Origin of the sequence: Microbacterium sp. CCH5-D1 (assembly GCF_001557335.1) — a bacterium.
Lineage (GTDB): Bacteria > Actinomycetota > Actinomycetes > Actinomycetales > Microbacteriaceae > Microbacterium > Microbacterium oxydans.
The window spans coordinates 1-11,788 of the sequence record NZ_LSJW01000089.1; the positions used below are offsets into that span (position 1 = coordinate 1).

Below are 11,788 nucleotides of genomic sequence, written 5' to 3' on the forward strand. Positions count from 1 at the left end.
CCGCCGGTGCGCCGCTGCGTCCACCCCATACGTCGACGGAGTCGTAGCCCCCAGCTCACACCGTCGTTCGACGCCGGCGCAGAAGGGCGGATGCCCCGTGGAAACCCCACCCACGGGGCATCCGTCGCGCCCGGAAGCGGGTTATCGGCGTGCCGGCCGGGAGTGCGGACGGATGCCCGGGCGGTTCATGCGCTCCCGCGCGATGGTTCAGAGCAAGGCGCCCAGGCGACGAGCGAGGACATCGGCCTGCTGCTCGGCGATCTCGTCTGCACCCGGTTCGTCCGGCTCGAAGCCGCTGATACCCGCATGCATGAGCACTCGCGCCTGGGCGGGGCGCCGGAGCTGATCGAACGACATCGGAAGGGCGGTGCAGCGGGAGTCTCCGCTCAGCAGATGCGCGAGTTCGTGGACGACCACATGCAACCGGTACCAGCGCGGGTCGGAAGCCCGGACGGGGATCCTGGCGCGATCACCCTCCACCAACACGTGCCTGGGCGTCGCCTGCCATTCCGCCTCCCCGAGAACCTGCACTTCGATATCGATCCCCATCATGGCGGAGACCCGATCCGTGACGCATTGCACGCTCGCCCCGCACTCGACCTCCAACTCATCCATAAGCCGATCCGCTGGGCTTCGACCACTCACGATTTCCCTCACCCCTCGCAATGCCCGGCCCCCTTTCGACCGAGCAACCCTCACACCTGAGAGATGGAACGGGAGGTCGGATCATTACGCCGAACCGGGGAGACTTTCGTCCAGTCTTCGACGACCTTCGACCAGCCCCGACGCGCGCTATGGCACCCGCAGCACACCGCCCTCGTCGATGAGCGCCGCCGTGTCGGGGAAGTCACGCCGACTCCGCTCGTTCATCAGGTCGGTCACCCGACCGGTCGAGTCGGGATGCGGCGCGCCACCGTCGAACTCGAACCGCACGGGTCGCACCCGCCCGGCCACAAGGCTGCCGTCCGCTCGCAGCCGGACGGAGAGATAGGCGCCGTAGCGTGTCTCCTCCTCGGCGCCGAACACTCCCCCGCCCCCGAAGTTGCCCAGGCTGTAGGCGATCAGACGCCCGCGGTAGAACTCCGCCCCGCGGAGCACATGCGGGCCATGTCCGATCACCAGATCGGCGCCCGCGTCGACCGCTGCGTGCGCGAACGCGATCGGGTCTCCCCTGTTCTCGCCGTACATGAACTCGGTGCCCGGTGTCACCGCGTCGGCGCCGGGGCCCTCCGCCCCCATGTGCGCATGCACGACCACGATGTCGGCCTGCGCCGCAGCAGCGCGCACCAGCTGCCGCACGTGCCGCAGGTCGGTGATGCGGTTGAAGCCGCTGTAGGGCGCGAATCCGACCATCGCCACCGAGGTGCTCCCGACGCGGGTGACGACGATCTCGTCGCGCTCCCCCACGGCGTCGATCCCCACCGCACGCAGGAGCGTCCTCGTCTCGTCGAAACCCGTCCTCCCGTAGTCGTGGCTGTGGTTGTTGGCCTGGTTGAGCAGGACGAAGCCCTGCAGGTGGGCGGCGGCATCGGGATCGCTCCGGAACGCCAGGCAGCTCGCGCTGCGGCCGCACTTGTCGTACCCGGTCTCCGCACTGATCGCCTGTTCGAGGTTCCCCGTGACGATGTCCTCCGTGAACCACGGCCGGACATCGTCGAAGTATGCCCGGCCGCGATCATCCGGCACGGCGTGCTGCACGTCGTAGAGGAGGACGTCCCCGACCGCTCCGATGCTCACCTCCCCCGAGCGCGTCGCAGACGAAGCGCGCGCCTCTGACGTGCGCGCCGGGAACGCCGCCGCCGCGCTCAGCCCGACGGCGATGGCGACCAGCACCAGCACCGCCACCGGAGTGCGCCAGGGGATGCGCGGGCGAGCGGCACCACTCTTCCGGTCGGCCCGCAACCGGGGAAGATCCCAGAGCCAGGACAGCCCATCGCGCTCCGTGAGCCGCGCGAGGAAGACGCAGGCCGCCACGAGTGCACCCGTCAGCAACGGCGGGAGCACCAGCGCGCCCACGAGCTGTGCGGCGCTCCCCGCGTCGGACAGGGGACCCACCAGTGCGGCATCCGCGAGCACCAGGAGCGGCATGTGGAGGAGGTAGACCGGCAGGGTGCGTGCCCCCAGCCATGTCAGCCCTCTCCCCAGCAACGGCACCCCCGGGAGCAGGGTCGCGACGGCGAGACCCATCGTCACTCCGACGAACGACACGATCGGCCAGACGCCGGGCACCTGCTCCGCGCCCGTCACTCGCATCACGGCGTAGGCGGCAAGGTAGGCGAGCAGGAGCACCCCTGCCGCGAGACGCCGCGGCCGTGCCGTGAAACGACCGATCCGCGGCGCGAGATAGGCCCCGACCAGGAAGAACAGCAGGTTGTAGAGGAGCGAGCCTCGATTGCTCACCACGTCGACCACGCCGGCGGCGACTGTGACAGACAGCGCCGATGCGGCGACCAGGAGCGTCCAGCGCGGAAGACGCTGCAGCCCCTTGGCCACGAGGAAGTACAGCGCGAGCGCGTAGAGGTACCAGGTGTTCGGCGGGCTGATCGTCACCCCTTCGACGAACTCGGACACGCTGCGGGGAACGAACGTGGGGAAGTCGGGGAACGCCCACATCGCGAGCATGTGGATGAGGGTCCACACCAGATAGAGGTAGAGGAAGCGCACGACCCGAGGTCGCCACACGGCAGCCCACGGCCGCGCCAGTGCACCGGCGGCGAAGTAGCCGGAGACGAGCAGGAACAACGGCATCAGGAACGGCCAGATGAGATCGCTGGCGAGTCCCCAGACACCGGGGATCGGGATGCCGATGCGCCAATCGACCTGCAGGTACGTCTTCAGCACGACGTGCCAGAAGACCACCAGGACGATCAGCAGCCCCTTCGCGGCATCTCCCCACGCCGCCCGGGGTGGCGACGAGACCACGGTCACGCGCGGAGGCCGGTTCGGCGACGAGACGTGGGGTTCACCAGGAGAGCACTCATGCCTTCGAGCCAAGCGCAGCCGATGTTGCGGGAGTGTATGCAGAACCGCATACGTTCCCGCAACCGTGCTCTTCCCGGCCGATCATCGTCCCGCGGGATGACCGGTATCAGCCCTCGGGGGGATGTCCCGGTGCGGCCGAACCGGCAGGCTCGAAGCATCGACCGTGTCGCCGCTGCGCAGTCGCCTCTCATCGATCTGTGCAGGAACCGGGCGGGAACCGGTACGGCCCGACGACTGGCGGCTGCCCGCCGGCCGCACCCGCCGCGCGTCCGCCTGTCCGTCCGTCGCGCCTCACACGAAAGCACGCCACCGCGCCATGTCGTTCCTCACCCGCAGCAGTCTCAAGAACCGCCTCATCCTCTCGCTCGCGACGCTCGCGATCGTCGCCCTCGGGCTGATATCGATGAACTCGCTCAAGCAGGAGCTGATGCCGTCGCTGCAGGCGCCCATGGCTTTCATCTCGGCGCAGTCGCAGGGTCTTGCCCCCGAGGAGATGGCGAGCACCATCACCGAGCCGCTGGAGCAGGCGGTCCGCGCCGTACCCGGCGTGACCAGCGTCACCTCGACGACGGCGACCGGCGACGCGCAGGTCCTCGTCGAGTGGACCTTCGGCGAAGACGACGAGGAGACGTTGCGCACCATCCGCAGCGCGGCGGAGTCCCTGAAGCCCGGCTTCCCCTCCGGCACCGAGGTGAACGTGGCCTCGGGGGGCGCGGGAGACCTGCCCGCGATGGTGCTGAGCGCGGGGACCAGCGGCGACCAGGAGGCCTTCGGGGACGCCCTGCAGCAGACGGTCGTCCCGGCGCTGAAGACCGTCTCAGGTGTTCGCGACGTCACGCTCGCCGGTCAGGAGACGCAGCGCATCACGATCGACCTCCGCTCCGCAGACGTCACGCGCCTCAAGGTCGAGCCCTCCACACTCGGACCGCTCCTGGAGGCCCACGGAGCGGCGCTCCCCGCCGGTCAGGCGGATTCGGCCGAGGGCCCCCTCTCGATCACGGTCGGATCCCGGCTGGCGACCCTGGAGGACATCCAGACCCTCTCCGTCCCCACCCCCGACGGCGCGGTCGCGGTGGCCGACTTCGCCGACGTCTCGATCGAGACGGTTCCGGCGCAGACCATCTCGCGCGTCAACGGCAAGCCCTCCCTCACGCTCCAGGTCATCCCCTCTCAGGGCGCCAACGTCGTCGACATCTCGCACGGCGTGAACGCCGAGCTCGACCGGCTCGCACCGATCCTGGACGCCGAGTTCGTCACCATCTTCGACCAGGCGCCCTACATCGAGCAGTCGATCCACGACCTCTCCGTGGAAGGCGGTCTCGGCCTGCTCTTCGCGGTGCTCGTGATCCTGGCCTTCCTGCGCTCATGGCGCTCGACGATCATCGCGGCGGTCTCGATCCCGCTGTCGCTGCTCATCACTCTCGTGGGCCTGTGGTGGAGCGGCAACACTCTCAACATCCTGACCCTCGGCGCGCTCACGATCGCGATCGGACGCGTGGTCGACGACTCGATCGTCGTGATCGAGAACATCTCGCGGCGACGCGGCGATGGTCCGCTCACGATCGACGGCATCGTCGCATCCGTGCGGCAGGTCGCCGGCGCCATCACCGCATCGACGCTCACCACCGTCGCGGTGTTCCTTCCGATCGCGTTCGTCTCAGGTATCGCCGGTCAGCTGTTCCGCCCGTTCGCGGTGACCGTCTCGATCGCCCTGCTCGCGTCGCTCGTGGTGTCGCTCACCATCGTGCCCGTGCTCGCCTCGTGGTTCTTGAACAAGGCACCCCGACACCGGACGTCGACCCCCGAGGAGGCGCAGCCCTCGTCGGCGGAGTCGGTCGAGGACGGGAGTACTGCCGCCGCGGCGACGACGACAGCGGTGACGGCAGCGGTCGGGACGGCGTCCGCCTCCGCCGAACCCGCCCGCGAGAGCGACATCCCGTCGGAGCTCGACGAGATCCACTCCGCTCCGGACCGCCTGCAGCGCACGTTCATGCCGGCCCTCAACGCGACCCGTCGGCACCCGGTGATCACACTCGTGGCCTCCGCGCTGCTGCTGGTCGTGACCCTCGGCATGACCCCGTTCATCCAGACGGACTTCCTGGGGTCGTCCGGCCAGGCGAGCCTCCAGGTCGTGCAGACCCCGCCGAAGGAGGCCACGGCCGATCTGGTCGCCGCGGCGGAACCCGTCGAGAAGACGCTCGGGAAGATCGACGGGATCGCCGACATCACCACGTCGATCCCGGTGCCGACCCCCGGCACACCCACCTCGATCACGTACGACCTCCGCGTGGAGGACGGCGCCGAGGTCGCGGATGTCGAAGCACAGGTGCAGAAGGCCCTCGACGGGCTGCCCGACAGCGGAGAGATCGAGCTCGCCGCGCAGGACGCCTCCCTGGCGGGGGCGAGTGACGGCATCGCCCTCCAGATCCAGGGCAACGACCCCACCGCGCTGCGGACGGCGAGCGACCTGCTCGAGAAGCAGCTGGCCGACGCCGACGGAGTGCGCTCCGTGAAGAGCGAGCTGTCCGGTGAACAGCCGGTGCTGCGCGTGAAGGTCGACGAGCCTCTGGCCACGCGCCTCGGATTCGACCGCTCCATGATCGCCAAGGCCGTTCAGGAGGCGCTGTCCGGAACCACGGTCGGCACCCTCATGTACGAGGGCCAGGAGCGCGACATCGTCGTGCGCACGCCGGGATCGGCACGCACGGCCGACAAGCTCGGTGAGATCATGCTTCCGGTCACGCCCCAGCAGACCGCCGAAGCGCAGAAGGCGGCAGCGGACGCCCTCCAGGCCAAGGCCGATGCGAAGGCGAACGAGGCCAAGGTCAAGGCGGAGAACGAACTCAATTCGCAGATCAACACGGCCACGAAGCAGCGCGCGGAGATGGCCGGTCAGATCGGTGCCCTCAACCGTCAACTGGCCGAGCTGTCGGCAGCACCCATCGTTCCGGCGGACCCGCTGAGCCCCGACGACGAGGCCATGCTCAAGGCCCAGACGGAGCGTGCAGAACAGCTGGCCGCACTCCAGAGTGCGATCGACGGCGCGCAGTCCGGGATCACGGCCGCCGACGAGCAGATCAAGGCCCTGCGTCAGAGCCGCTCCGACGCCGCCGCCCAGCAGGCCGAGGCCGAGGCAGCCGAGGCCGAGCAGAAGGCGGCCGCCGAGGTCACCGGCACCGCGATCCCGCTCGCCGCGATCGCCACGGTCGAGGAGGAGCTCACTGCTCCGACCATCACACGCGCCGATGGCGAGCGCCAGGTCACGCTCACGGTGACGCCGGAGAAGGGCGGACTGTCCGCCGCCGGACTGGCCATCGACAAGGCCATCGCCGAGACCGACCTGCCGGCAGGGGTCACCTTCGAACAGGGCGGCGCCTCGGCGCAGCAGGACGAGGCGTTCAGCCAGCTCGGTCTGGCGATGCTCGGCGCCATCGTGCTCGTGCTGCTGGTGATGGTGGCGACGTTCCGCAACTTCCGTGGTCCGCTCGTGCTGCTCATCTCGATCCCGTTCGCGACGACCGGGGCGATCCTCGGGCTGCTCCTCACTGGCACTCCGATGGGCTTGCCCGCGCTGATCGGACTGCTGATGCTGATCGGCATCGTCGTGACGAACGCGATCGTGCTCATGGACCTGGTGAACCGCCTCCGCGAGGCGGGCGCGAGTCTCGACGACGCCGTGGAGCACGGCACGCGTCTGCGACTCCGTCCGATCCTGATGACGGCGGCCGCCACGGTGTTCGCCCTGATCCCGATGTCCCTCGGGCTGACCGGTGGCGGCGTGTTCATCTCGAAGCCCCTCGCGATCGTGGTGATCGGCGGGCTCGTGTCCTCGACGCTGCTCACGCTCGTGCTCGTGCCGATCCTCTACACACTGGTGGAGCGCCGGCGGGACCGCCGCATCGCGAAGCGCGCGGAGCGACGCGCACGGCGCGAGGAACGTCGTGCCGCGGCAGCCGAGACTCCGACCGACATCTTCGAGGTCGCAGGCGAGCGCGAGTAGCGCTCCGACTCGATCAGCTGGTCCGGGCGGCCGCCGCCCGGACCAGCTCGGCGAGGTCGCCCGGCCGGCTCCACATGGGCCAGTGCCCCGTGGGGAGGTCGATCATGTCGACGTCCATCAGATGGGCGACCTCCGCGAACATCGGATGACCCGCTTGCGCCAGCTCCCGCACCTGCCCGCTCCGGATCGAGCAGCACACCAGGGTGGTGGGTACGGCACGACGGTCGTCGTTCACGAGCTCGACGGACTGGCGCAGCACGGGGCCCGGCTCGGGGACGGCCTGTTCACGGAAGCGGGCGAGCATCTCTGGGCTCAGGCCTTCCAGGCTCGCCTGCTGCCCGAGCACGTCGAAGGGCAGAAGGGGAAGCTCGTCCACGTCGTGCGGCAGGTCGGGCGCGAACACACTCCCGGATGCGACCGGTCCCGAATCGACCCAGACGACGCGTGCGACCAGCTCAGGGTGCCGATCGAGGATCAGGCTGACCGGAGCATTCGCACCGCTGTGCGCGACGATCACTGCGCGCCGTTCCGCCGAAGCCCCGAGTCGGGCGAGCTCCTCGCGTATCGCCTCCGTCTGGTCGTCGAGGGTCCTCGCGACGCGGTCGGGGTCGTCCGCGTCGAGGCCGGGCAGCGTCATCGCGGACGCGCGAGTGCCGTCATCGTCCAGGTGCGGGAGGACCTCGTCCCACGCCCACGCCCCCAGCCAATGTCCGGCGATGAGAAGGATGGTCGGGCTGCTCTTCGTGTGTGTCATGCCACCAGCCTGCGCTGCACGGCAGACAGGTGTGTGTCACTATCTATGTCATGAATTCTGTGATGGTCCGCCCGTGAAACGTGCGGAGCGACTGCATGCCCTGTCGGAGATGCTGCGCCGCAGCGGTTCGCGGGGCGTGTCGGCCGAGCGTCTGGCGCGCGAGTTCGAGGTCTCCGTGCGCACCGTCAAGCGCGACCTGGCCGCTCTCGGGCGCAGCGGCGCGCCGCTGTGGTCACGCCCCGGCCCGGGTGGGGGCTACGGGCTGGCGGCGGGCGCATCCCTGCCACCCGTGACGCTCTCGCCCGCGCAGGCCGTAGCCCTGATGGCGGCCGTATCGGCGAGCCCGGATGCCCCGTACGGCGATCTGGCCGCAGCCGCCGTGAGCAAGATCATCGACGTCCTCGACCCGCGCACCCGCGCCGGTGCGGACGAGCTCGCCCACCGCGTCTGGGTCGACGCACCCCCGTCGCCGTCGCGCGCGGTCCGGTCGGCGCTGGAGGAGGCTATGTCGGAGCAGCGCGTCGTGCGCATCCGCTACACATCGGGAGACGGCGTCGCGACCACCCGAGACGTCGAACCCGTGTTGTTCGCCTCCACAGGTGGGCGGTGGTACCTGGTCGGCTGGTGTCGACTGCGCGATGCCATCCGGTGGTTCGCCGTCTCGCGCGTCGAACGAGCCAGCGTGACAGCGGCGGCCTGCACCGGCCACACCGTCGACGAGGTCGGAGATCCCCCGGCGAACGCCAGACCCGTGCACGGCCGCGACCTCTGAGGCGACGTTCCCTCATCCGAGGATGCAGAAAGCCCCCCGTCCCGAAGAACAGGGGGCTTTGCCGCGTGTGCTTACTTGGCGGCGATGACCTGCAGCGTGATGACTGCGGTGACATCGTCGTGCAGACGCACGGTCGCCTCGTGCTCACCGGTCACCTTGATGGGCGACGGGATGTGCACCTTGCGCTTGTCGATCGAACCCAGGCCCGCGGCTGCGACAGCATCCGCGACGTGGTCGGTCTTGACGGAGCCGAAGAGACGACCCTCCTTGCCGGCCTTGACCGTGAGGCGCACCTTGGTGCCCTCGAGAGCGTTCTTCAGTGCGACAGCGTCGTCACGATCGTGGATCGCGCGTGCCTGACGCGCGGCCTGGATCGAAGCGACCTGCTTTTCGCCACCGCGGGTCCACGCCGTAGCGAAGCCCTGCGGGATGAGGAAGTTACGGGCGTACCCGTTCTTGACCTCGACCACGTCACCGGCACTACCGAGCCCGGCGACCTCGTTCGTGAGAATCAGCTTTGCCATCTCGATACCCCTTACCGGCCGGCGCCAGCGTAGGGCAGGAGCGCCATTTCGCGCGCGTTCTTGATCGCCGTGGCGATCAGACGCTGCTCCTGCACCGAGACACCGGTGATACGACGGGCGCGGATCTTGCCGCGCTCCGAGACGAACTTGCGGAGGGTGGCGACATCCTTGTAATCGATGACACCGACCCGGATGGACTTCGCGGGAGCGGTGGGCTTGCCACCCTTCCGCGGCTTGCGGCGGTCGCCGCTCGACTTTCCAGCCATAGTTTTTCCTTAGTGATGAGCGGCCCTTCGACGAGCTCAGGGACCCAGGGGTCCAGCTCAGGGCCAGAGAAGTGTTTTCAGAACGGGGTGTCGTCGCCGAAGCTGCCCGGAGTGCTCCAGGCATCGGCACTGGTCGACGAGCCGGGCGTGGACCACGGCTCCTCCGACACCTGCTGCTGCGCGGGGCGAGACTGTCCACCGCCACCGCCGCCGGCACCGCCGGTCGAGGCCGCACGGGTGACCTGCGCGGTCGCGTACCGCAGCGAGGGGCCGATCTCGTCGACCTCCAGCTCGATCGCGGTGCGCTGGTTGCCCTCGCGGTCCTGGTAGGAGCGCTGACGCAGACGGCCCTGCGCGATGACGCGCATGCCCTTCGTCAGCGAACCTGCCACGTGCTCGGCGAACTCGCGCCAGACGGATGCACGGAGGAACAGCGCGTCGCCGTCCTTCCACTCATTCGCGGCACGGTCGAAGTTCCGAGGCGTCGATGCGATGGTGAAGTTCGCCACCGGCAGCCCGTTCTGCGTGTAGCGCAGCTCGGGGTCGGCCGTGAGGTTTCCCACCACGGTGATGACGGTTTCGCCGGCCATGAGACTTAGGCCTTCGCAGCCTTGGCGGCCTTGCGGGCAGCCTTCTCTTCGGAGCGCTTGGCCTCGGAAGCGATCATCGCCTGAGCCTCTTCAGCGCGGAGCACCTTGGTGCGCATGATCTGCTCGTTCAGCTTCAGCTGACGGTCGAGCTCCTGCGTGGCGGCGCTGGTCGCGGTGAAGTTGACGACGGCGTAGATGCCCTCGGTCTTCTTCTGGATCTCGTAGGCGAGACGGCGCTTGCCCCAGATGTCGACGTTCTCGATAGAGCCACCATCGTTGGTGATGACCTTCAGGAACTTGTCGAGCGTAGGTGCGACCTGGCGCTCGTCGATCTCGGGGGTCAGAATGACCATGAGTTCGTACTGGTGCGTCACTTACCCACCTCCTTCGGACTAGAACGGCTCTCGGGAATTTCCCGGGAGCAGGAGGGTGTGTGCACGTGCCCGCCTCTGGAATCCCGAATGGACGCCGCAAGGCAGACAACCTCGACAGTCTAGCGGAAGAGCGGTGCGGGCGCGAACAAGACCCCGACACAGCGGTCGGTGGTGACGGGAACTCCTAGGGTGTTTGGCATGCTGGAAAGAGTGCCCGATGACGGTCATCGGGCGTTCGACCAGAGGGGGGACGCGATGCGCGTCAACAAATGGGGGGTCGGCGTCGTGCTCGCCGCCGCCGTGCTGCTCACCGGATGCACCGGAAGCGGATCGGACTCGACCGCCGAGAAGAAGCCCAGTGCCGGAGCCTCGCAGGAGGCGGAAGCACCGCAGGCGGACTGCCCCGAGTTGAAGGAGGGCACGACCATCGACGGTGCCACTCTCGCGGAGTGCGTCACGGCCGCCATGACCGACACCGCCGGGTTCTCCGCGAAGATGACGACCCTGGGCATGGAGTCGACCACGCGCTACAACCCGGCCGACGACGCGGTCGAGACCACCACCACGTTCGGGTCGGTCATCGTGATCGGCGATGACGCGTGGGTCAAGTCCGCGACGGGCGAGTGGCAGGTCGCCGACGAGAACTCGACCGACCAGGAGATCAGCACGCTCAGCACGGCCGCGAAGGCCGTCGACGCGTCCGACCCGATGGGCGTTGCCGACACGCTGTCCGGCGAGTACACCGTCACCGGTAAAGGCACGCGTCTGGGCCAGGACGTGTTCCTCCTCACCGGCACCTCGGAGGCGCAGGGCACCAGCGTCGCGATGGTCTTCGAGGTCACGAGCGATTACGCGGTGCTCGCCGCCAACGCCTCCACCGAGGTCGAGGGCCAGAAGATCGAGAGCATCCAGGAAGTCACCGAGTGGGACGTGAAGCAGGACATCGTCGCACCACTCTGACATCCGCGCGCTCTGCTTCCGCAGGGCCGCCGACGAAAACGGAGACGATCCCTTCTCAGCGCGGAGTGTCGCACCTCGACACTCCGCCCAAGGGAGGGGTCGTCTCCGTTTTCGCAGGAGGCACCGCGGGTCAGTACGCGACCGGGGGAACCTCCGCCCACACGGTGCGGTCGTCGACCGTGGGGGCGGCAGGGATGCGCCCGGCGCCGTCGGGCTCGGGGATCGCCGCCAGGAGCGCCTGCGTGTAAGGATGCCTCGGCGCGGCCCAGAGCTGATCCGTCGGACCCGACTCGAGCACGCGACCGCCGAACATCACGAACGTGCGGTCGGCGATGCGGCGCACCACGGCGAGGTCGTGCGAGATGAACAGCATGCCCGCGCCGGACTCGGCCACCAGGTCGCGCATCAGGCCGGCGACACTCGTCTGGGTCGACGCGTCGAGCGCCGAGATCGGCTCATCGGCCACGAGCAGCGAAGGCCGAGCCGCCAGCGCCCTCGCGATCGCGATGCGCTGCTTCTGCCCGCCCGAGAACTGGTGCGGGAAGCGGGTGCTCACATTCGTCGGC

11 protein-coding genes are annotated in these 11,788 nt (G+C 69.0%); 3 read left to right on the forward strand and 8 right to left on the reverse strand.

From position 1 onward, the window contains the following. Positions 1-207: 207 nt before the first annotated feature. A complete protein-coding gene (locus tag AX744_RS06095) occupies positions 208-615 on the reverse strand; it encodes a hypothetical protein (RefSeq protein WP_058631937.1) in 408 nt (135 codons plus the stop codon). A 177-nt stretch (positions 616-792) separates the two neighbouring features. After that, positions 793-2,928, reverse strand: a complete 2,136-nt coding sequence (locus tag AX744_RS06100) for a CapA family protein (RefSeq protein ID WP_061015837.1) — start codon at positions 2,926-2,928, stop codon at positions 793-795. A gap of 370 nt (positions 2,929-3,298) precedes the next feature. Here AX744_RS06100 and AX744_RS06105 point away from each other — a divergent pair, with 370 nt between their 5' ends. Beyond that, positions 3,299-6,982 (forward strand): efflux RND transporter permease subunit, encoded by a 3,684-nt coding sequence (locus tag AX744_RS06105; RefSeq protein ID WP_061015839.1) that lies wholly within the window; start codon positions 3,299-3,301, stop codon positions 6,980-6,982. A 13-nt stretch (positions 6,983-6,995) separates the two neighbouring features. Here AX744_RS06105 and AX744_RS06110 read toward each other — a convergent pair whose 3' ends face one another. Beyond that, a complete protein-coding gene (locus AX744_RS06110) occupies positions 6,996-7,736 on the reverse strand; it encodes an alpha/beta fold hydrolase (protein ID WP_061015841.1) in 741 nt (246 codons plus the stop codon). Positions 7,737-7,809: 73 nt separating this feature from the next. Here AX744_RS06110 and AX744_RS06115 point away from each other — a divergent pair, with 73 nt between their 5' ends. Continuing rightward, entirely contained in the window at positions 7,810-8,508 is a 699-nt protein-coding gene (locus tag AX744_RS06115; RefSeq protein ID WP_046748527.1) for a helix-turn-helix transcriptional regulator, read from the forward strand. 71 nt (positions 8,509-8,579) lie between these two features. Here the strand turns inward: AX744_RS06115 and rplI are convergent, their stop codons facing one another. From rplI to rpsF, 4 genes are all read right to left on the reverse strand, one after another. Beyond that, positions 8,580-9,032 (reverse strand): 50S ribosomal protein L9, encoded by a 453-nt coding sequence (gene rplI / locus AX744_RS06120; RefSeq protein WP_045262454.1) that lies wholly within the window; start codon positions 9,030-9,032, stop codon positions 8,580-8,582. 11 nt (positions 9,033-9,043) lie between these two features. Then, positions 9,044-9,298, reverse strand: coding sequence for a 30S ribosomal protein S18 (gene rpsR, locus AX744_RS06125; protein WP_017829850.1), 255 nt, complete (start codon positions 9,296-9,298; stop codon positions 9,044-9,046). Between the two features lie 77 nt (positions 9,299-9,375). Next, entirely contained in the window at positions 9,376-9,888 is a 513-nt protein-coding gene (locus AX744_RS06130) for a single-stranded DNA-binding protein (RefSeq protein ID WP_045262453.1), read from the reverse strand. Positions 9,889-9,893: 5 nt separating this feature from the next. Further along, positions 9,894-10,262: a 30S ribosomal protein S6 gene (rpsF, locus tag AX744_RS06135; RefSeq protein ID WP_021201450.1), complete on the reverse strand. Its 369-nt coding sequence runs from the start codon at positions 10,260-10,262 to the stop codon at positions 9,894-9,896. Between the two features lie 255 nt (positions 10,263-10,517). Between rpsF and AX744_RS06140 the strand changes: the two genes are divergently transcribed. Continuing rightward, the gene (locus tag AX744_RS06140) at positions 10,518-11,222 is read left to right on the forward strand and encodes a hypothetical protein (protein ID WP_227751218.1); all 705 of its coding nucleotides are present in this window, start codon (positions 10,518-10,520) and stop codon (positions 11,220-11,222) included. Between the two features lie 130 nt (positions 11,223-11,352). Here the strand turns inward: AX744_RS06140 and AX744_RS06145 are convergent. Then, the coding region (locus AX744_RS06145; RefSeq protein WP_157543528.1) for an ATP-binding cassette domain-containing protein at positions 11,353-11,788 on the reverse strand (436 nt) is incomplete at its 5' end.